This window comes from Herbaspirillum sp. NPDC101396, from assembly GCF_044767365.1.
Taxonomy (GTDB): Bacteria; Pseudomonadota; Gammaproteobacteria; order Burkholderiales; family Burkholderiaceae_D; genus Herbaspirillum.
In genome coordinates, this window is record NZ_JBIWNT010000001.1 from 1,066,199 (window position 1) to 1,087,032 (window position 20,834).

20 protein-coding genes are annotated in these 20,834 nt (G+C 62.0%); 5 read left to right on the forward strand and 15 right to left on the reverse strand.

The window, feature by feature from the left end; genetic code table 11:
* Nucleotides 1–70: 70 nt before the first annotated feature.
* Nucleotides 71–688 carry an NUDIX hydrolase gene (locus ACIROY_RS04790; RefSeq protein WP_402270593.1) on the reverse strand — a complete coding sequence of 206 codons (618 nt, stop codon included), beginning with the start codon at nucleotides 686–688 and terminating at the stop codon, nucleotides 71–73.
* 16 nt (nucleotides 689–704) lie between these two features.
* Nucleotides 705–1,592: a LysR family transcriptional regulator gene (locus tag ACIROY_RS04795; RefSeq protein ID WP_402270591.1), complete on the reverse strand. Its 888-nt coding sequence runs from the start codon at nucleotides 1,590–1,592 to the stop codon at nucleotides 705–707.
* A gap of 98 nt (nucleotides 1,593–1,690) precedes the next feature.
* On the opposite strand from ACIROY_RS04795, the gene ACIROY_RS04800 reads away from it, so the two are divergent.
* Nucleotides 1,691–2,362, forward strand: a complete 672-nt coding sequence (locus ACIROY_RS04800) for a nitroreductase (protein ID WP_402270589.1) — start codon at nucleotides 1,691–1,693, stop codon at nucleotides 2,360–2,362.
* A 24-nt stretch (nucleotides 2,363–2,386) separates the two neighbouring features.
* On the opposite strand, the gene ACIROY_RS04805 is transcribed toward ACIROY_RS04800, so the two are convergent.
* Nucleotides 2,387–3,238, reverse strand: coding sequence for an alpha/beta hydrolase family protein (locus ACIROY_RS04805; RefSeq protein WP_402340069.1), 852 nt, complete (start codon nucleotides 3,236–3,238; stop codon nucleotides 2,387–2,389).
* Nucleotides 3,239–3,295: 57 nt separating this feature from the next.
* On the reverse strand, nucleotides 3,296–4,258 hold the full coding sequence (locus tag ACIROY_RS04810; protein ID WP_402340071.1) for an AraC family transcriptional regulator: 963 nt from the start codon (nucleotides 4,256–4,258) through the stop codon (nucleotides 3,296–3,298).
* Nucleotides 4,259–4,384: 126 nt separating this feature from the next.
* Here ACIROY_RS04810 and ACIROY_RS04815 point away from each other — a divergent pair, with 126 nt between their 5' ends.
* Nucleotides 4,385–5,278, forward strand: a complete 894-nt coding sequence (locus tag ACIROY_RS04815; protein ID WP_402340074.1) for an SDR family oxidoreductase — start codon at nucleotides 4,385–4,387, stop codon at nucleotides 5,276–5,278.
* A 65-nt stretch (nucleotides 5,279–5,343) separates the two neighbouring features.
* Here the strand turns inward: ACIROY_RS04815 and ACIROY_RS04820 are convergent, their stop codons facing one another.
* The 9 genes from ACIROY_RS04820 to ACIROY_RS04860 form a co-directional block, all read right to left on the reverse strand.
* On the reverse strand, nucleotides 5,344–5,688 hold the full coding sequence (locus ACIROY_RS04820) for a hypothetical protein (RefSeq protein WP_402340077.1): 345 nt from the start codon (nucleotides 5,686–5,688) through the stop codon (nucleotides 5,344–5,346).
* Between the two features lie 15 nt (nucleotides 5,689–5,703).
* On the reverse strand, nucleotides 5,704–6,408 hold the full coding sequence (locus ACIROY_RS04825; protein WP_402340080.1) for a hypothetical protein: 705 nt from the start codon (nucleotides 6,406–6,408) through the stop codon (nucleotides 5,704–5,706).
* Nucleotides 6,409–6,476: 68 nt separating this feature from the next.
* Nucleotides 6,477–7,457, reverse strand: a complete 981-nt coding sequence (locus ACIROY_RS04830; RefSeq protein ID WP_402340083.1) for a hypothetical protein — start codon at nucleotides 7,455–7,457, stop codon at nucleotides 6,477–6,479.
* 46 nt (nucleotides 7,458–7,503) lie between these two features.
* Nucleotides 7,504–7,881 carry a hypothetical protein gene (locus ACIROY_RS04835; protein WP_402340086.1) on the reverse strand — a complete coding sequence of 126 codons (378 nt, stop codon included), beginning with the start codon at nucleotides 7,879–7,881 and terminating at the stop codon, nucleotides 7,504–7,506.
* Nucleotides 7,882–8,044: 163 nt separating this feature from the next.
* A complete protein-coding gene (locus tag ACIROY_RS04840; RefSeq protein ID WP_402340088.1) occupies nucleotides 8,045–8,410 on the reverse strand; it encodes a VOC family protein in 366 nt (121 codons plus the stop codon).
* 153 nt (nucleotides 8,411–8,563) lie between these two features.
* The gene (locus ACIROY_RS04845) at nucleotides 8,564–11,722 is read right to left on the reverse strand and encodes an error-prone DNA polymerase (RefSeq protein ID WP_402340091.1); all 3,159 of its coding nucleotides are present in this window, start codon (nucleotides 11,720–11,722) and stop codon (nucleotides 8,564–8,566) included.
* 12 nt (nucleotides 11,723–11,734) lie between these two features.
* Complete coding sequence (locus ACIROY_RS04850) at nucleotides 11,735–13,213, reverse strand: Y-family DNA polymerase (RefSeq protein WP_402340094.1); 1,479 nt, start codon at nucleotides 13,211–13,213, stop codon at nucleotides 11,735–11,737.
* Nucleotides 13,143–13,856 carry a translesion DNA synthesis-associated protein ImuA gene (gene imuA / locus ACIROY_RS04855; protein WP_402270568.1) on the reverse strand — a complete coding sequence of 238 codons (714 nt, stop codon included), beginning with the start codon at nucleotides 13,854–13,856 and terminating at the stop codon, nucleotides 13,143–13,145. The genes ACIROY_RS04850 and imuA overlap by 71 nt, the downstream gene beginning before the upstream one ends.
* 109 nt (nucleotides 13,857–13,965) lie before the next feature.
* Entirely contained in the window at nucleotides 13,966–14,544 is a 579-nt protein-coding gene (locus ACIROY_RS04860; RefSeq protein WP_402270566.1) for a pyridoxamine 5'-phosphate oxidase family protein, read from the reverse strand.
* Nucleotides 14,545–14,837: 293 nt separating this feature from the next.
* Here ACIROY_RS04860 and ACIROY_RS04865 point away from each other — a divergent pair, with 293 nt between their 5' ends.
* The 3 genes from ACIROY_RS04865 (at nucleotide 14,838) to oxlT (ending at nucleotide 18,547) form a co-directional block, all read left to right on the forward strand.
* On the forward strand, nucleotides 14,838–16,103 hold the full coding sequence (locus ACIROY_RS04865) for an MFS transporter (protein WP_402270564.1): 1,266 nt from the start codon (nucleotides 14,838–14,840) through the stop codon (nucleotides 16,101–16,103).
* 136 nt (nucleotides 16,104–16,239) lie between these two features.
* Nucleotides 16,240–17,007 (forward strand): GntR family transcriptional regulator, encoded by a 768-nt coding sequence (locus ACIROY_RS04870; RefSeq protein ID WP_402340097.1) that lies wholly within the window; start codon nucleotides 16,240–16,242, stop codon nucleotides 17,005–17,007.
* Nucleotides 17,008–17,275: 268 nt separating this feature from the next.
* On the forward strand, nucleotides 17,276–18,547 hold the full coding sequence (gene oxlT, locus ACIROY_RS04875) for an oxalate/formate MFS antiporter (protein ID WP_402340100.1): 1,272 nt from the start codon (nucleotides 17,276–17,278) through the stop codon (nucleotides 18,545–18,547).
* 118 nt (nucleotides 18,548–18,665) lie between these two features.
* Here the strand turns inward: oxlT and ACIROY_RS04880 are convergent, their stop codons facing one another.
* Both ACIROY_RS04880 and ACIROY_RS04885 read right to left on the reverse strand, forming a co-directional pair.
* Nucleotides 18,666–19,847: a CaiB/BaiF CoA transferase family protein gene (locus tag ACIROY_RS04880; protein WP_402340102.1), complete on the reverse strand. Its 1,182-nt coding sequence runs from the start codon at nucleotides 19,845–19,847 to the stop codon at nucleotides 18,666–18,668.
* A 10-nt stretch (nucleotides 19,848–19,857) separates the two neighbouring features.
* Nucleotides 19,858–20,823, reverse strand: coding sequence for a hydroxymethylglutaryl-CoA lyase (locus tag ACIROY_RS04885; RefSeq protein ID WP_402340105.1), 966 nt, complete (start codon nucleotides 20,821–20,823; stop codon nucleotides 19,858–19,860).
* Nucleotides 20,824–20,834 lie beyond the last annotated feature (11 nt).

The window sequence follows — 20,834 nt, forward strand, 5'->3', positions numbered from 1 at the left end:
CTCGACAAATCGAGTCGACATTGTCGCTCATCTTGCCGATCTTCGAAAGACGAGCAAAGGCGAACACAGATCAGTCGAAAATTGCCGCGCCGCCGGCAGCGTCGAAACCGAATGCGCGCCGGATATCTTCTTCGACTACGCGTTCAGGACATAAGGCAGGCAAACCATCGGGCGGGAAAAATCGGGCGCTGTCAGTTTCTGCTCCGCCCCCCGGCGGCGTCGCATCGATGGGTTCACACAAAAAGTACAACTTGTAGAAATCCCTGGCATCGTGCTTGAACGGTCCTTTTGCCTTGTGCCGCAATGCGTAGAGTGCAGTCGCGCGCACGACGATACCGGCCTCCTCCCGAACCTCCTTCACGACGTTCTCGGCAGCGGACAGGCCAACATCCGCATACCCCCCGGGCAGCGTCCATAAACCGTTGCTTTTTTCGCGCACCAGCAGAATCCTGCCGCCACTGATGACGGCACCGCGAACGTCAATCTTGGGAGTTGCATACCCTCGGGCATCCGCTGATATTGCCTCGATCTTTTCGATGGGCGTGGACATCAGCTGCGCCATCATGCGACGCGAGATGGCGCCGATCTCTTCTAGCCGTTCACGCTCAAAATCATCCTTGCAGTAGGCCAGACCGGTCTCTGCAATTGCCTGCAATCGCTTGGCGTACGCCAGCCACTGGTTTTCCATATCGCATCCATTATGTTCATGTCCGCGGCCTGGCCCTTCCTCGCGGCGGTTCCAGCCGGCCAGACGACTTCATCAACTCCGCGATGAAAGTTCTTACCGCCTTGATCGGTCCGGACTCCTTGAGTTCACCATGCACCGCCAGCCACACTTCCAGTGCAAATGCATCGCTGCCCACGCCTACCAGATCGGCCGACGCCTCCGCCAGGAAACACGGCAGCATCGCCACCCCGGCGCCGCTGGCGGCAATGGCCAGTTGCGTGCTCATGTCGTTGACGCGCAAGGCGATGGTGCGCGTTCCGGCAATTTTCAGAATCTCCCGCGCAAGCGGGTAGGCATCGTGATCCGGGTCATAAGCAACGAACTCCCAGTCGCGCGGCCGGCGCAACCGGGGGTACCGCGGCGACGCATACAAACGAAACAGCATTTCTCCCAGCGGCTGCGCGACGTAATCTGCTTCGGACGGCCGAGCCAAGCGCAACGACAAGTCTGCTTCGCGCCGCGTCAGCGAAACCACCGTCGACTCGCTGGTCAACACCAGTTCGATTTCAGGATACCTCTGGCGGAACATGGCCGCCGCCGGCGCCAGAAAGTGCGCGACGACAGTCAGCGGTGCGCTCACCACGACACGCCCTCTCAGGTCGCTTTGTCCGGCACGGATGACGCGCTCGATACCGAACGCCACCTCTTCTATCTGCGCCGCCAGCGCCTGCACGCGCCGCCCGGTCTCGGTCAGCTCAACCTTGCGCGGCAGGCGTTCAAGCAAGCGCGCCCCCAGTTCGGCTTCAAGCGCCGCTACCCGGCGACTGACTGTCGCATGCTCGACGGCGAGCGTGCGCGCGGCGGCAGATAAACTTCCCGCTTGTGCCAGTGCATAAAAATAACGCAGATTTTCCCAATCGAACATGTGCAAATTTTAACAATTAAAATCAATTTTTTGTTAATTTACACCCATTTTGCCACTGCTTAAACTTGCCTTTTCACATTCCTCTGAAAGGCAAAGCAATGAACAATACCGGTTTCAGCGAACTCGTACGGCGTCGCCGTTCGGCACGCGGTTTCCTGTCCAGGCAGGTCAATCCCGCGATCATCGCCGCCGTCATCGAAGAAGCTCAGTTGGCGCCGTCCAATTGCAACACGCAGCCGTGGATCGTGCATGTAGTCAGCGGCAAGACGCGCGACGAACTGGCATCCGCCATGATCGCCGACGCCAAGGCCGGCCGGCGTACTCCTGATTTCCGCTTCGAGCGCGAAGCGTATAAGGGGATATATCAGGAGCGCAACCAGGAGCAGGCCCGCACCTACTATGAAGCCTTGGGCGTGACTCGGGACGACAAAGCCGCACGCGAAACGGCCTACCTGCGCAATTTCGAGTTCTTCGGTGCACCGCATGCGGCCCTGCTGTTCATGCCGGCGCCGTATGACGTCCGCATCGCCGGCGACATTGGTATGTTCGCGCAAAATTTTCTACTGTCGCTGACATCGCGTGGACTGGCTGGCATCCCTCAGGCTTCGCTCAGCTACTTTGCCGCGACGACCCGGAGGATCCTCGACGTTCCCGAAGAGTTGAAATTATTCTTCGGCATCTCGTTCGGCTATGCCGACGAACAGCATCCCGGCCACGGCTTCAGCCTTGGCCGCGCACCGCTGGAAGAGAATGTAGTGTTCCACGTTTAGCCGAGATACCTGCCGCGGACAAGATCAGGCAAGCGACCGTTGCAGGAAGTCGAGGATCGTTTCCGGCAATGCGCGATGGAACTGCGCCCGGTCGAAACCGGGCGGATCCTGTGACGGCGGAAAATTCGGCCGCTGCAGCGCTGCCGGAAAAGGCGTCAGGAAAGAAAAATGTCCGGCGCCCGCCACCACCGAAAATTCCAGTGGCGTGCTTGACGGCAGCTGCGACAAGACTTTCCGGATGCTTTCCGCAGGCGTGATCGGGTCATGCTCTCCCGCCAGCGCCAGCAGAGGCGCATGCACGTCATCGAGCGCGCCGGGCGCCATGAACCAGTCGGTCGCCGGCGCCAGCAAGACGGCGGCACGGATGCGCGCATCCGCGGCGACCGGCAATGCAGTCCCCGACCGCGACCAGGGATGCCCGCCGACCAGCGCCAGCGCGGTATAGCCGCCCATCGAATGACCCAGCATGGCAATGCGATCCGCATCCGCCGCTGCGCGGAAGAAAGCATCCGCGAGCACGGCGTCGAGTGCGCGCGACGTCTGCCCCGGACGCGCTATCGCGGCGGCATCGGTGTTGGACAGCGAGCGGTCGTTGCGATTGTCGCCGGCATGTTCCGGACTGACGACGATGTAGCCGTGTGCGGCGAGGTGACCGGCGATGCTTCGGTACAGCAGATGCGATCCGCCGCCGCCGTGCGACACCACGCACACGGGAAACCGCCCCGATGCGATAGGAGCGTCCGGCGCGGCGTCGAACACGTAGGGGCCGATGGTCGTCTGCGCAGCATCGGCCAGGGTGGGATATTGGACCACGCAGGGCGCGCTTGTGCCTCGTTCGGGATCGGAGATGTGCAGCGTGCGGATGCCTGAATTCATGCGATTGAATGCCTTTGTGTTGTCAGTGATCAAAACGAATCGTGCGGCAATTGCTCATTACGAGACCGAAACAGGGACTGACAGCACCGCACCGGCAAGCTGCAGATTTCCTGGAGTGGATACGCGGCCATGCTCGCGTGGCGAACAGCCCATCACGCGTTTGAATGCCTTGCCGAAAGCGCTGTCGGATTCGTAACCGAGCGAGAGCGCAATGGCGGTAGTCGATTCGCGCGAATTCTTCAGCCTGTCGCCGGCCAGCAGCATACGCCAGCGCGTCAGGTATTCCATCGGCGTGGAGCCGACCGTCTGCTTGAAGCGCAAGGCAAACACCGAGCGCGACATGCCTACGCGTTGCGCCAGCTTCTGCAGCGTCCAGTCATGCGCCGGATCGTCGTGCATGCAGCGGATGGCTGCTCCCATCTGCTTGTCCGCCAGCGCAAACAGCCAGCCCCCGCCCTCCTTCGCGCCTTCCGCCAGATGCAGCCGCAGCGCCTGCACCAGCATCATGTAGGCGAGCTGCTGCGTGATCAGCGAACCGCCCGGTTGCGACTCGCGCACCTCTTGCGCCATGCGTTCGAGCGACCAGCGCATGGCCGCCTTGTCGGACTCCTTGCGGATATGCACGATCGGCGCCAGCGAGCTCAGCAGGAAATCAGCATGGCTGCCGGTCAGCACGAAGTGGCCGCCGACCAGATAGCAACTGGTTTCTGTCTTCTCGGCGCGCCCGCCTTCAGAGCGCCATTTTGCACGCAGCGTCAGGAACTCCACCGGCGGCACGGTCAGATCGGTGGCCAGACGAAATGGCGCTCCCGGCGGCAGCAGATAGCAGTCGCCAGCCGTGAGCAACACCTTGTCTGCGATCCCCTCGACGGAAAGCCAGCATTGTCCAGACACCACGGCATAGCACTTGATGCCTTCATGCCGAGGCCATTGGATGGCCATCTCGCCGGGAATTTCGAATCCGCCGGCGACATAGCTGCGCGGCTTGAACAGCGATAAGACTTCTGAGAGCGGATCCATATGCCTCCGGACGATTGAACCAATAAAACGGACTTTATAGCATGGATAGTACTGCTGCAAGCGCCTATATTGCGTTCATCGGGTTGCGCTTCCGCAGCCCTTCAACTCAACACAAGGGTATTCTTCATGCGTATTTTCATTACCGGCGCGACCGGTTTCATCGGCTCCACCATCGTTGCCGAACTGCTCCAGGCGGGCCATCAGGTGCTCGGCATGACCCGCTCCGACGTCGGTGCCCGGTCGCTGATTGCAGCCGGCGCGGAAGTGTTCCGCGGCGACCTGCAGGACCTCGACAGTCTGCGTCGCGGTGCGGCTGCTGCGGACGGCGTCATCCACACGGCGTTCAATCATGACTTCTCACAGTTCGTCGCCAATTGCGAAGCCGACCGCCTGGCCATTGAGGCACTGGGCTCCGCACTGGAAGGTTCTGATCGTCCTCTGATCATCACCTCCGGCACCGGCATGGGTGCAGCAGCACCAGGCCAGCCAGCCGTCGAAGACAACTTCGATGCCAACCACCCGAATCCGCGCAAGGCTTCGGAACTGGCCGGCGCGGTCGTGGCGAATCGCGGCGTCAACGTCTCGGTGGTGCGCCTGCCGCAGGTCCATGACACGGTCAAGCAAGGCCTCATCAGCCCCTTGATCGAGCTGGCCCGCGCCAAAGGCGTCGCGGCGTACGTTGGCGACGGCGGCAATCGCTGGCCGGCAGTGCATGTCAGCGATGCCGCCCGCCTCTATCGATTGGCGGTGGAACGCGCGCAACCCGGCAGCCGTTACCACGCCGTGGCGGAAGAAGGCATCACGATGCGCCGCATCGTCGAAGTCATCGGACAGGGCCTGAAGATTCCGACGGTCAGTGTTTCTCCTGAGGAGACAGTCGCACACTTCGGCTGGTTGGCAGGCTTCGTCGGCCGCGACCTGCCGGCGTCGAGCACACAGACGCAGGAAGTGCTGGGATGGCGTCCGACCGGTCCGGAACTGCTTGCCGATCTCGAGCGGATGAATTACTTCAGCGTTTAAAAAAAATGCGCCGGTGTCATGATGACGTCGGCGCATATTGATACGATCAGAGAAAAAAACCGCGATCAATCCCACTCGCCGGCTTCTTCGACGAGGACTTTCTTGCCTTGCATGACCAGGAGACGTCCGTCTTCCAGAACACGGTAGTAGACGTCGCCCTTCCTGAATTCATAGCCGAGGAAGCGGCACGGCGTCACGCCGTCGGCGCACAAGGTATGCAGCGTCTTGCCGCGCAGTCTGATGCTCTTGCCGGTCTTCCTGCTGGTGCCGATATACACGACATTGTCGCAACTCACCACACCCTCTTCACAGCCCTGGATGTCGATGACGAATGAGGGTGTCCTCAGTGTGTCGGCGCATGCGTGATCAAACGATAAAGACAGCAACGCGAGAAAGATGTATTTCTTCATGGCGGAAAAAGAGGTTCACGGATTTCGGTCAAGCAAGTCGCTGGCGAGCGTCTTTCCCAATTGCCTGGAAAGTGTTGCAAGCGCTTCCAGCGCGGGCTGTGGCGCGGCGCGCAGCGCCCCTATGCTGGGAAAATCATAAGGAGTGGAAGCCGGCAAATTGGTCATGAAAAAATTGAATAACCGATCGGTCGCCACAAATACCTGTTTCCGGAGGAACCGTCGATCATCCACTGCCGCGCTCATTGACACCAGCACATACGGTTTGTAGACCTTGGACGTGATCGTCTTGTAGACGAAACCTGGTTGAATAAAGCTACTTACGACAATCGCAGTTTCCGCAGAAGAAGCCCGGCTGACGTATTCTTCATGGGTCAATCTGGTCACCATGTAGCCGTTGGTTTTCAACAGATTGATGAAACTATCCGAAAAGCCGACGGTAACTTTATCCGCCCAGGAAGGCAGGACGCCATTGATCTCGAACTGTTCTGCGATTAATTCATCCGCAGAAATGAAGCCGGCCCAATCCGGCCGGATCAGCTTCAGCTCCTTTGTTTTTTCGATACGCGGCTCAATGAAAACGATGTTCTTGATACCCAGTTCGTTTGCACCGATGTTTGGCTGACGCAAGGCGCATCCCGACAGCAAGAAGCTGAATAAAAAGAGTGTGCCTGCGCATGATCGCGGCATGCTCCTCGTTAATCGAAGAATTAATTCCTTCATTCGGCATCCTGTTAAAAGTGATCAGATTTCAAGAAATCGTTTTTCAAATCGGCCGGCAATCTTTGTGCTTATTCCTTGTACACGACGTTGTCATCCACCCCGTATAAAACACAAGCCTTCCCGGCCCGCTCTTCGCATCGCTTCAACGCCTGCGCGTTGACGTCTTCCTTCGTCCCGGCATTCCAGCCCCAGTGCTTGCGCGTCGGCGCCACCGCAAACGCCTTGGGCGTCGGCGCCGCAAGATAACGCTGGTATTGCTCCCGGCCCTCGTCGCTGTCCAGCGGCAGTTTGTTCAGGTCATCAACGGCGGCAAAGCCGCTTGCCGGGAATTGCCGTGCGCGCAGCCGGTCGGGCAGCGTGTCCTGGTCCGGGCTGGCAATGCGGCGAGTATCCGTAATCACGCCGCGCTGCAAGGCATCGGTCGGTATTGCTTCGCAGTTGGTGATCTTCTTGCGTTCCTGTCCGTCGCAGAAGAATACGCTGTTGCCCAATGTGGCAGCAAGATCGGGATGGTAGAAACTCGCCGCGCCCTTGTTCTTTTTAATCGCGATCCAGCGCTTGACCAGTTCCGGATCCGCTTTGCCGTCCGAGTAGCGGATGATCCAGTCGTACAGGCCGCCGCGAATGACGGAAGCGCCGTTCAGATTACCCTGTGCGTCATAGTGTCCATGGAAACCGACGCGGGTCTGGTCGAGCGGATAGTCATCGGTGAACAGCCGCTGTTTGCCGCCCAGGAACATGCGCGAACACGACGACACGCAATATCCCGATACGGCCGTGGTCACACCCGCCTTACGGAAGAACTCGCCGATCTCGTAACCGGTCCCGGCTTCGCCGCCATGCGAGTTGCGCAGGATGACCAGATCGATATGGGGATTGGCGGCAAACGCATCCTTGACCATCGCCCACTCGGCACCGTTGACCGGGCCGGACAGGATGATGGTGTTACCGAACTTTGCCAGGTCCATGGCGGACACGGGTGCAGCCGAGAGCGCCAGGACGCAGATTGCTGCGGCTTGCGATACGCGACGTGAAAATGAGAAGCGCATGTTTATCGATGCCATCTTTTTACCCGATGCCGTTGACCAGAAATTCTTATTTTTTGACATATTCAGTTCTCGGATTTTCCGTCGCAAGGATGTCCATGCAGAGCGAATCGGTGATGATTGAAAAATGCCGGATACCTTTTCTTGGAAGAAGCGACTCCGCAAAAAAACGAGCGATGAATGAGGAATTTTCAACCACGTAATAACTCCCTTTTCCAAGCCCGTCCGTGCGAGATGCCTCTCCGGCAACCCAGCTTTCATTACGTCGTTGGTAAGCTTCGTGGGTATCGAAGAAGATAGCAAGCAGCCTGTCCGTTTCATATTCCTGCACAAGTATTCGCAAGCCTGCTGAACGCTCAACTATTTCTATGATATTTACGGCAGGCATCGCGTCGGGATGAGGATTCCAGACTTGGTATCGTTGCATCCCTTGCCCCTTTAATTTTTATCTTCCAACATTCTATTTCCATACGCAGCAAGATGCCACGCCGGCAGAGGCCGCCGGCTTGCGCGCCTCCGCTTGAGCAATATATCCATGTAGAGACGACAAAGCCCCTTCATGAGCGGGCCTTGCGCTTCTGGAGAGGTGCTTATCCAAGCCGATACGCCCTGCTCGACACGCCCACCGAATTGCCATCGGGATCCTTGACGTTGGCAAACGCATAGCCGTTGGCCTGGTGCGTGCTGCCGAAGACCAGACCGCGTTGTGCGCTCTGCGTTTTGAAGTCTTCCACATCCTCGACGCTGAACATGAGCTTCACGCCAGCCTGGCCCAGCTTGACGCTTTTGGCGGCCTGGTGGATCAGGATGCTGGCGCCGCTGGCGGGTGCGGTCAGCTCGATCAGACCCTCCACCATTTCCCCTGACGTTTCGAAGCCGAAGAACTGACTGTAGAAGGCGGCCGTCGCGGGTGGATTTTTTGCGTAGATGAGGATGGTGTTGAGTACTGGCGGCATGGCGATCCCAAGGTAGTTGGCGGGCTGACGAATATGGACGGTGTTTTGTCGCCCGCAACTCTATCAAGGAACGCTATTTTTTTCAGCGGTATTTTTGCTTGCTCAACCGTCTTTCTTCAAACGCATTTCATGGCAACCGCCACAAAAGATGACTCAGCAAAAATCCCGGCTGTGGACGTTGATCTCGCCCAGCAGGTGCGACAGATCGACCAGCCGCTTGGCGACCAGATGCTTGACGCCGGCGTGGGTCTGCCAGATGCCGTAGACACCCAGCAAGGAGGCGTTGAGGACTTCGTTACGCTGCTTCTCGACCAGCGAGGGCCAGATGATGACGTTGGTTGATCCGGTCTCGTCTTCGATGGTGAGGAACAGCACGCCCTTGGCGGTTCCCGGCCGTTGGCGCACCGTGACGATGCCGCAGCCGCGCGCGAACTGGCCGTCCTGGAACGTCGCCATCACGTCGTGCGGCAGGAATTTCTGTTTGGTCAGGATGGTGCGCAGCAAGGCCAGCGGATGGCGGCGCAGCGTCATGCCGGCGCTGCGGTAATCGGCGACGATGTCTTCGGCCTCGGACGGCGCCGGCAACTGCAAAGTCTCTTCGCGTGACGGCGCGCCGCGCAGCAGGTCTTTGGCGGGCGCGGCGTCGAGCGCCTGCCACAAGGCTTCGCGGCGGTGGCCGCTGAGCGTGACCAGCGCATTTCCGGCAGCCAGCGCCTGCAGGTCGCGCTTGTGCAGGTTGGCCCGCCGCGCCAGGTCTTGCAAGTCGCTGAAGGCTTGTTCCAGGCGCGCCCGCTCGATGCGCAAGGACGGTTCTTCCTTGAGGCTGCCGATCAGCGACAGGCCCAGGCGCACGGCGGGTCGTTCGGCGCCGACTTCTTCCAGCGCGCTTTCCCAATTGCTGCGCGTCACATCCGCCGGCAGCACGCGCACGCCATGGCGGCGCGCATCCTGGATCAGTTGCGACGGCGAGTAAAAACCCATGGGCTGGCTGTTGAGCAGCGAGCACAGGAAAGCTTCCGGTTCATGGCATTTGATCCAGCTGCTGAAGTACGCCAGGTTGGCGAAACTGGCGGCGTGACTCTCGGGGAAACCGTAGTCGCCGAAGCCCTGGATCTGGCGGAAGATGGCGTCGGCAAACTCTTGCGTGTAACCGCGCTCGAGCATGCCGTCGATCAGTTTCTTCTGGTACTTGTCCATGCCGCCCTTGCGCTTCCACGCCGCCATCGCGCGCCGCAGGCCGTCGGCCTCGCCGGGCGTGAAGCCGGCCGCCAGTACGGCGATCTGCATTACCTGCTCCTGGAAGATCGGCACGCCGCGTGTGCGTTCCAATGCCTGCTTCAATATTTCCTTGGGATAGGTTTCCGGCTCCAGACCTTCGCGCCGCCGTAAAAAAGGATGGACCATGCCCCCCTGGATCGGCCCCGGCCGCACGATCGCCACCTGCACCACGAGGTCGTAGAAGCGACGCGGTTTCAGGCGCGGCAGCATGCTCATCTGGGCGCGGCTTTCGATCTGGAAGACGCCGATGGTGTCGGCCTGGCAGATCATGTCGTAGGTGACCGGATCTTCGCGCGGAATGTCCTGCAGCTCGAACGATATGCCGCGCCGCTTGGCGACCAGTTCCAGCGCGCGCCGCAAGGCCGACAGCATGCCCAGCGCCAGCACGTCGACCTTGAGCAGGCCGAGCGATTCGAGGTCGTCCTTGTCCCACTGGATCACCGAGCGGTCCGGCATGGCGGCGTTTTCTATCGGCACCAGCCGCGACAGCTTGTCGCGGGCAATCACAAAGCCGCCGCTGTGCTGCGACAGATGCCGCGGGAAGTTGAGCAATTGCCGCGCCAGGATGGCCCACTGATGTGCGATCGGCGACTGCGGATCGAGGCCGCATTCGGCGAAGCGGTCCAGCAGGTTGTCGCGATGATCGAACCATTGCTGCGACTTGGCCACCTTGTCGACGATGGACTCGTCCACGCCAAGCGCCTTGCCGACGTCGCGCAGCACGCCGCGCGGCCGGTAGGTGTGCACGGCGGCGGCGATGGCGGCGCGCATGCGGCCGTATTTGCGGTAGATGTACTGGATCACCTCTTCGCGCCGCTGGTGCTCGAAGTCGACGTCGATGTCGGGCGGCTCGCCGCGCTCCTTGCTGATGAAGCGTTCGAACAGCATGGTCGAACAGGTCGGATCGACTTCGGTCACGCCAAGGCAATAGCACACCACCGAGTTGGCCGCCGAGCCGCGACCCTGGCGCAGAATGCCGTTGTCCTTGGCGAAACGCACGATGTCGTAGACGGTCAAAAAGTACGGCTCGTAAGCCAGGTCGTTGATCAGCGTCAGCTCATGTTCGAGCTGTGTGGACACTGACTCCGGGATGCCGGCGGGATAGCGCAGGTGGGCGCCGAGATAGGCTTCCTGCCGCAAATACGCGGCGGGCGTCTGGCCTTCAGGCACCAGTTCTTCGGGATATTCGTAACGCAGTTCATTGAGCTTGAAGTTGCACAGGGACGCGATGCGCAAGCTTTCTTCCAGCGCCGCCGCCGGAAAAATATTCGCCAGCCGCAACCGCGAGCGCAGGTGCTGCTCGGCGTTCGGCGCCAGGTCGTAGCCGCAGTCGCCGACCGCCTTGCCGAGCCGGATGGCGGTCAGCGTGTCCTGCAAGGGCTTGCGCGAACGCACGTGCATGTTGACCTGGCCGACTGCGACCACCGGCAATCGACTGGACTCGGCAGCCTCCTGGACCACGCCGCGATGCAGGTCGTCGAGCGGCCGGTACAGCTGGGTCAGGCCTAGCCAGGCGCGCTGCGGAAAGGTGCGCGCCAACCAGTCGGCCTGCTGCGCCAGCAACGTGGCGTCGGCCGGATAATGCGGCGCCAATACCAGCAGGCAATCGGGCAAACCGCGCAAGTGCGCATGCGAGGCCTGCGGCGCGGAAAAATCCTCAATGCCGATGCGGTAGCTGCCCTTCTCGGCGCGCGTGCGACCAAGCGTAATCAGCTCCGACAGGTTGCCGTAACCTTCGCGATTCTGCGCCAATGCGATCAGCGTGAGCGGCGGCTGCCCTGCTTCCCATTCGATGCGGAAATACGATCCGATGATCAGCTTCAGCTTGGAATCCTTGGTCTCTACATGCGCGCGCACCACGCCGGCCAGCGAACATTCGTCGGTCACGGCCAGCGCCGTGTACCCCAGCTGCACCGCGCGCGCGGCGAGCTCTTCGGCGTGCGAAGCGCCTTCGAGGAAGGTGAAGTTGGACAGGCAGAACAGTTCTGCGTAATCGGGGATCCGCACCGGCATCGACGTGGGCTTCTCAGGCATGGCGCACCTCTCTCAGCCGAACACGCCGTGCAGATACCAATGCGGTTCGACACCGTCGACATCGCCGATGCGCTCGCGATAGATCCAGTAGTGGCAATGATCGGCGCCTGCCGCGATGTAGTAGTCGCGCGTGACCAGCAGCCCGTTCCACCAGCCGGCTTCGATGCGTTCGGGTGGCGACACCGGGCGCAGGCGCGAGCCGTAATACGGCCGGTGCTGACGCATGACCAGCGCCACCGGCTTTTCCAGCAGCCAGCCCGGACGCGGCGGCAACGGGCGCGCGTCGAGCGGCGCGGCCGGCTCCATCACGGACACCCAGCGGTTGGCCTGCTCCGGCCGGTAGTCGGCCAGCGGCGACGGCTGCAACACGTGTTCGGCGCCCAGCCGCGCCACCAGCAATTCGACCAGACGCTTGTAGTCTTCCGGTGTGCCGCCCGGCTCGGGAAACAGGCTCTCGCTGGCCGGCGCCATGGCTTCGGTGCGCGCCGCTTCCAGCACCACGGCGATGACGGGGGCACTGATCTCGAGCTGCGCCAAGCGCTCTTTCAGCAAGCGGATCAGGTGCGCGTCCTGCCAGGTCGGCTCGGCCAGGGCGAGTTCGATCACGGTCGGCGCGACGGCCTGGCGGCCGCGTTCGTGCTCCAGTTGCACGCACACCTGCGTGACCGCCAGCTGGCGCGCCGTGAGCCAGCCGCACAGTTGCGCCAGCAAGGCTTGCACGGTGTGCTGCGCAGCCTCGGCATGTTCGATGCGCTCGGTCAGTTCGATGCGCTGGCGGAAGCTCGGCGGCGTCTCTATCCAGGCATGCAGTTCCGTCGCTTCGCCGTAGGCGCAATCGAGCGCATCCAGCATGCGGGTGTCGCCGCGCCGCTGCAGACCGGCGCGCGGCAAACCACGCAGGTCGGAGAGGTTGCGGCAGCCGATTCCCTTGAGCCAGTCGAGATAAGGCAGCGCGGCCGGCAAGGCGCTTACCGGCAAGCGATCAAGGCGGCGCTGCAGGCGCGGCCTACTCAGCGTGCGCGGATGATGATGACCCGGCAGATGGCAATGGCGCGCCAGCAAGGCGGCGCCGGCTGCGGTCGGGGCGCAGCTGACGGCGGCGGTCAGGCCGAGCTGGCGCACGGTGGCGCGCACGCGCCGGCACAAGGCGCGAATGCCGCCGAACAAACGCAGGCTGGCGCCGATGTCGAGCACGATGGTGGCGTCGTCGCTGAAGGCGGCTTGCGGCGTGTATTGCAGCAGCGCGGTGGCGGCGCCGGACAGCGCCTGCGCTTCGCGCTCGATGGCGCGCTCGTGCATGTGGGCGCGCGGCAGCAAGGCCAGCACACCGCCGCGGCGCATGCCGTAACGCACGCCGGCGTCGCAGGCCGGCTGCGACGCCGCCATGACGCGGGTGTGCTCCAGCACGACCGCGTCAGCCTCATCCGACCAGTTCGGATAAAACACTTCCAGCGGTAACAGGGGCAGGTGTACGGCGATCCACAGACGCATGATGCAAAAGATTCAGAGAAGGCAGTGAAACAAACAAGGGGGTGTCGCGTTGCGGACCGCGCCGCTTGACGAAGCCGATATCGACGCCGCCCGCGGCGGCCGTCAGCGACAGCCGCAACGGCGCCGGCGAGGCATCCTGGGCGCAACTGAGCGGCCGCAGCATGACGAACAAGGTATTGCCTCCCTGCGCCGCCAGATGCAGCCGGCGCACGCTCTCCTTGCGCAGATTGCGCTGCCAGAACAGCAGCACGGCGCAACTGTCCGATTTCAGTATCTGCTCGGCGGCCCAGGCGGCGTCGGCGCTGGTGGCGGCGCGCACCGACAGCAGGCGTGCAGCATCAACGCCCAGCTGGCGCCAGCCGATCGCTTGCGGCGCATGCGGCGTCTGCACCAGCGCAATACGGCGCGGCGCCAAGGCTTTCAAGGCAGGGCCAAGCAAACGCAACTCGCCCGCTCCCGGTTGCCGCAACAGCAAGTCGATCAGCGCCCCGGTCGGCCAGCCATGCCCCGGCAACTCCGCCGACAGCTCCGCAAAGCCGGTGTCGAGACAGCGCGCGCCGCCCCGCGCCAGCTGCGATGCGCGCCAGAGGGAGCTGTGAATGCTTTGAGGACTGTCAATAATGTCAAGAGATGGCGGAGGCATAAGGCATTGAATACTGTGTTTATATACAGTATATTGCCAGCTCCGCTTAGTCAACCTGAGATGCGCGATTCGTCAATATCGGCGTTGCCGGAAAGAAATCATGCCAACTTCATGGCGCCACCCACGTGCCGGGCCACTGATCGCCATTGCGGCGGAACACTGCGCGCCGGTGGCCGTCGGGAGAGATGTCGAGATATTCGAGCTTGTCCAGCACCACGCGCACCGGGCAGAAATTCGCATAGCCGTCGCCGCTGCCCGGTTCCCGAACATGACCGGCTTCGGGCGCATCAAGCGGCGTGCCCGGTGCAAACGGCGTGCGGTACAGGATCAGCGTATGCGGTCGCGCGGCGCTCCAGATGGCGCGCCGTTCGGCCTCGTCGGCGCAGATCTGCGCGCGGCCTTCGAGGCGGATCTGCACGAAGTTGTCGAGATCGAGTCCGGTCATGGCAATGCGCGGATCGGCGCGCAGCTCGGCGACCTTGGCCGAACGCATGTCGGTGTGGAAGGAGATCGAACCGCCCTGCTGGTCCGCATCGCGCAAGACCACGGTGCGCACCTGCGGCATGCCGGCAGCCGCGCCGATGCCATTGGTGGCGGCTTGCCACATCGTCAACGGCGTGCGTTGCGGACCGGCGCCTGCGGCGAGTGCTTTCCATATTGCGGCGTGGATGTCGTTCAGTGCAGTCATGGGCGGTTCTTGCCTTCCGTCAGGGAGGCCGCCATTGTAATCGCGTCACCGCTGTTGCGGCGCGCATACGCCGTCCACGATGGCGCTGCGAAATATTTCTCGTCTCGGCTACAATATTTTCCCTCATGATCCGTCTTCATCCTGTCCATCAATCCCCAACCCCGGCTTCGGCCCCGCGCTCCCACCGCGGCTGCCGTCGACTTGCCGATTGAACATCGCTCCCACTCCGGTCGACCGGCACACATAAATACGGCGAGCGCATGCACGCCCGCTCCACCAAGAAAGAAAAAAACATGACTTCTGCAACCCCGGCAACTCCTGCTGCTCCTTTACAGTTTTCTCCTTACCAAAAGTTCGTCGTCGGCGTGCTGGCCTTCCTGCAATTCGCCGTGATCCTCGACTTCATGCTGATGTCGCCGCTGGGCGCGCTGATCATGCCGGCCATGCAGATCACGCCGCAGCAATTCGGCCTGGTGGTGTCGGCCTACGCCTTCAGCGCCGGCGTCTCCGGCCTGCTGACCGCCGGCTTCGCCGACCGCTTCGACCGCAAGAAACTGCTGCTGTTTTTCTATACCGGCTTCATCATCGGCACGCTGTGGTGCGGCCTGGCGCAGACCTTTGAAAGCCTGTTGATCGCGCGCATCGTCACCGGCCTGTTCGGCGGCGTGATCGGCTCCATCGTGCTGGCGATCTCGACCGACCTGTTCCCGCTGCAGATGCGCGGCCGCGTCATGGGCATGATCCAGACCGCATTCGCAGCGAGCCAGGTGCTCGGCATCCCGATCGGCCTGTACCTGTCGAGCCGCTGGAACTGGCACATCCCCTTCATCGCCATGGCCGGCATGGGCCTGGTCGGCGGCCTCATCGTGTTCTGGAAATTGCAGCCGGTGGCCGAGCATCTGAAGCTCAAGCAGGAACACACCGCGTGGATGCATCTGTTCCACACCGTGACCGAGCCGAGCTACCTGATCGCCTTCGCCACGACGGCCCTGCTGATGACCGGCGGCTTCATGCTGATGCCGTTCAGCAGCGCCTACCTGGTGGCCAACCTGGGCATCGACATCGAACACCTGCCGACGGTCTACCTGATCACCGGCCTGTGCACCATCGTGTTCGGCCCGCTGATCGGCCGCGCCGCCGACCGCGTCGGCAAGTTCCGCGTGTTCCTGTTCGGCACTTGCCTGTCGATGATCATGGTGCTGGTCTACACCCACCTCGGCCGCATCACCATGCCGGTGATCATCGTGGTCAACGTGATCCTGTTCCTGGGAATCTTCTCGCGCATGATCCCGTTCCAGGCGTTGGTGTCGTCGGTGCCGGCAGCCACGCAGCGCGGCTCCTTCAACGCCATCAGCGCGTCGATCCAGCAATTGTCCGGCGGCGTCGCCTCGGTCATCGCCGGGCACATCGTCTCGTTCGGCGTGGACGGCAAGCTGCAGCATTTCGATACCGTGGGCTACATCATCGTCGGCACCTCGCTGGTGGCGCTGACGCTGGTGTGGCGGCTCAACCGCAACATCATGCGGCGGACCGCGGCAACGGCGGCGACGGCTGCATAGCGCAAACGCTGCAACCGCTGCAACCGCTGCAACCGGCACAAATGGAGTCAATGGCGGCGCAGATAAAGCGACGCATGCAAATCGCATGCGCTACCATTGACGCCACGTTCCATTCCGCACACGTACACGCCAACGCATGACATCGAAAGCCTCACCGCCACCTGCCGACGAGCCGCCCCGGCGCCCCGCCCTGCGGCTGGCCGAGGCCGTCTATGAAAAGCTGCGCGACGACATCTTCGCGTTCCGCCTGCTGCCGGGCGACCGCTTCGCCGAGAACGATGTCGCCGAGCGCCTGCAAGTCTCACGCACGCCGGTGCGCGAAGCACTGATGCGGCTGCAAAGCGAAGGCTTGGTGCGCGGCTACTTCCGCAACGGCTGGGAAGTGGTGCCGATCGATTTCTCACGCTTCGCCGCGCTGTACGACTTGCGCGAGATGATCGAGCTGCATGCGGTGCGACGCATCTGCGCGGCCTCAGCCAATCCGGCGCGCGCCGCCTTGCTGGAAGAAGCCGGCGCCGTCTGGCGCGTGGCCCCGGCCGAACGCCTGAGCGACGGCCTCGCGGTGGCGGCACTTGATGAACGCTTCCACCTGGCGCTGGTGGCCGCCGCCGGCAATCCCGAAACCGACGCCGTCTACCGCCAGGTCACCGACCATATCCGCATCATGCGCCGCCTCGACTTCGCCTATGGCGACTGCATCGGCGACACCTACGACGAACACATCGCCATCCTCGACGCCATCGCCGCCGGCGACCCCGCACACGCCGGCGCCTTGGCCGAACGGCATATCCAGGACAGCCACGCGGTGGTCCAGCAAATCACCATCGACCGGCTTGAACAAGTCCGCACCGAGATGGCCCAACACCCCTCGCCGGCACCCGCACGGCGCAAACGCTTCGGCTGAAGCACGCATTTAGTGCAGCTTACCGGGCGCTGAAAGTCCCGCCCAGCCAGCACTTCCGGCCGATCATCTGCCGCTTTTATCCTGACACTGCCGGTTTTCTCCGGCATGCGCAGCACTCTTCCATCGCCCTGAAGCAAAGCATGCCCAATGGCACGCTTCCTGCATTCGTTTTGCCCTTGAAATTTATGCATACATAAATTGACAACGGCCTGCAAAGCGCCATTTCCCGCTATTCCCCTGCGGCTCCCACTTATTCCAGGAGAAAAACATGACCACCCTGACCAACGCCTCAGCGCCCCTCGGCGCCACAGGATTGCTGCAGAATCGCTGGTTCCAGCTGCTGATCAGCCTGATTTGCATGATGGCGATTTCCAGCCCGCAGTACGTCTGGACGCTGTTCACCAAGCCGCTCTCGGCCAAGCTCGGCGTGCCCTTGTCGGAGCTGCAGATCACCTTCTCGATGCTGATCGTGCTGCAGACTTTCTTCTCGCCGTTCCAGGGCGGCCTGATCGAACGCTTCGGCGCGCGCCGGCTGATCTCGATCGGCACGCTGATGTCGGGCCTGAGCTGGGTGCTGGCGTCGCAGGCGTCGAGCATCGGCATGCTGTACCTGAGCTACGGCCTGGTCGGCGGACTCGGCACCGGCATCGTGTATGTCGGCGTGGTCGGCCAGATGGTGCGCTGGTTCCCTGATCGTCGCGGCTTTGCGGTCGGCATGGTGGCCGCCGGTTACGGCATGGGCGCGATCCTGACCACCTTCCCGATCTCGTCGGCGCTGGCCGGCCAGGGCCTGGAAAGCACGCTGTGGCAGTTCGGCATCATCTTCGCCGTGATCGGCGTGATCGCCTCGCAAGCGCTGCGCTCGCCCGACCCGATGACGGCGCTGCCGGCAACGCGCGTCGCGCAATCCACCGGCAACGACCTGGCGCCGCGCCAGATGCTGCGCACGCCGCTGTTCTGGCTGATGTTCTGCATGATGACCATGATGTCGACGTCCGGCCTGATGGTGACCTCGCAAATGGCCAGCTTCGCACGCGACTTCGGCATCACCAATGTGATGGTGTTCGGCCTCGCCGCCCTGCCACTGGCACTGACCATCGACCGCCTGACCAATGGTTTGACGCGTCCTTTCTTCGGCTGGGTGTCGGATCATTTCGGCCGCGAAAACACCATGTTCTTCGCCTTCGCACTGGAAGGCGTCGCCATGGCGCTGTGGCTCATGACGCGAGACAACGCGGTCTTGTTCGTGCTGTTGTCGGGCGTGGTGTTCTTCGGCTGGGGCGAGATCTTTTCACTGTTCCCGTCGACGCTGACCGACACCTTCGGCACGCGCAACGCGACAGCCAACTACGGCTGGCTGTATATCTCGCAAGGGATTGGATCGATCCTGGGCGGACCGCTGGCGGCGCTGATGCATGAGAAGACCGGTAGCTGGCATCCGGTGTTCGGGACGGCGATTACGCTGGATATTCTGGCTGCGGTGTTGGCGTTGCTGGTGTTGAAGCCTTGGCGCAAACGTTATCTGACGCAAGCAAGATAAGCCTGTTTTTTAAAAAAGAAAATGCTCCTTGCCATCCATGTCCGGAGAGTTTCGATATTTGATCGACCGGACCGGATGCAAGGAACTGCCGGCATGCCATTGCCGTGAGCGCGATGCTCTATTCCATCTTTTCCGGTACACCGGCATCGCTAGCTGAGGTCAATCCCAGTTCGGCCAGTATCTCCTGGGTATGCACGCCGTGTTCCGGCGCCGGATATCTGACAATGCAAGGCGACCCCGACAATTTGACCGGAAAACCGACCATCCTGACCGCCCCGCGCCCCGGATGCTCCACCTCCAGCACCATTTGCTGATGCCGTATCTGGGGATCGCTCAACGCTTCACCGACGTTCTGCACTTTGCCGCAAGGAACGCCGCCGTCGTTCAGGCGCTGAATCCAGTTGGCCTGGGTGTCGGTGCTGAATCGCTCATCAAGCAAGATATTCAGTTCCCGCCGGTTCGACATACGCAGCTTGTTCGTATTGAAACGCGCGTCCGACATCAGATGCCCGAGACCCAACAAACCCAGCAAGCGCCGCAAGATGTCATCGGTGCTCGGCGCGACGGCAATTTCGCCGTCGCTGGTATTGAACAAGCCATACGGTGAAGTGATGGGATGATCGTTGCCGGTGCGCACCGGCAGCTCCCCGGTGGCGAGATAGTCGGATGTCAGGTAGGCAAACATGCTGAGCATGCCATTCATCATGGCTGAATCCACATGCTGTCCCTGCCCGCTCTGGTCGCGCGCACGCAATGCATTGACCACGCCATAGGCGGCGTACAAGCCGGCCACCAGATCGGTGATAGGCGGACCGCAGCGCAACGGCGACTGGTCTTCGGCGCCGTTGGTGCTCATGAAACCGCTCATGGCTTGGATCACGAAATCGAATGCCGGTCGCTCTGCATACGGCCCGCTGGAACCGTAGCCGGTGATGCTGGCGACCACCAGCCGCGGATTGATCTGCTTCAGACGCTCTTCACCGAATCCCATTTCGGCCAGCACCCCGGGGCGAAAATTCTCCACCAGCACGTCGGCGCTTTGCAGCAACTTCAGTAGTACCTCCTTGCCGGCGTCGGAGCGCAGATCCAGGGCCATCGAACGCTTGTTGCGATTGAACGAGGCGAAATACCAGCTGAAACCGTTGACGCCGGCGCCGGCCTTGCGGATCGGATCGCCTTCTTTCGTTCCTTCGATCTTGATGACGTCCGCGCCCATGTCGCCCAGCAGCATCGTGCAGAACGGACCGGAGAGAATACGCGTGAGATCGATGACCCGGATGCCGGAGAGAGGTTGTTGCATTGTCGGCCTCCTAGCCTGCCGCAGTCGGCACGGCGCTGCTCGGATGCAGCTTGAGCCGCTCGCCCGCCCGCATCACCTGGCCAGGCAACGGCTTTTCGAGCGCCTGTTCCATCATGAGTGCGACATCAATGGATTTGCGCAGGTCGACGCCGGTTTCGTAGCCGCTCTCGGCCAGCAGGTAGACCAGGTCTTCGGTGCAGATGTTGCCGGTCGCGCCGGCCGCAAACGGACAACCGCCGAGGCCGCCGACCGAAGAATCGAAGCGGCGTATCCCCTCTTCCAGTCCGACCACGACATTGGCGAGACCGACGCCGCGCGTGTTGTGCAAATGCAGGCTGATCTTGAGCTGCGGGAACTGGTCCTGCAACATGCGCACGGTGGAACGCACGTTGTTGGGCGTGGCCATGCCGGTGGTGTCGCCCAGCGTCAGGTGATCGATGCCGAGCGCGACGTAGGCGCGCACGATGCGCAACATGTTGACGGTTTCGATCTCGCCTTCGAACGGGCAACCGAACGCTGTCGCCACCGCACCGACCGCGCCGATGTCGGCCTTCTGCAAGGTCTCCATGATGGGAGCGAAGCCGTCGATGCTGTCCTGGATGCGACGGTTCAGGTTCTTGAAGTTGTGGGTTTCGGATGCCGAGCAAAACAGCACTGCCGCATCCAGACCGGTTGCAGCGGCGCGCTCTGCGCCCTTGACATTTGGCACCAGCGCCATCAGGCACGTGTCGGCGCGGCGCCTGACGCCGGCCATCACTTCAACCGCATCCGCCAGTTGCGGCACCGCCTTGGGCGAGACGAACGAAGTCACTTCGAACTGGCGCAAGCCGCTGTCTATCATGGCGTTGATGATCTCGACCTTCTTGGCGGCGGGGATGATCTTCGCCTCGATCTGCAGGCCGTCGCGCGTACCGACTTCGATGATGTCGACCCAATTGCCGGGCTTGCCGGAGGATGTTGCTGAGGGGTTTTTCATGGTCTTTCCTT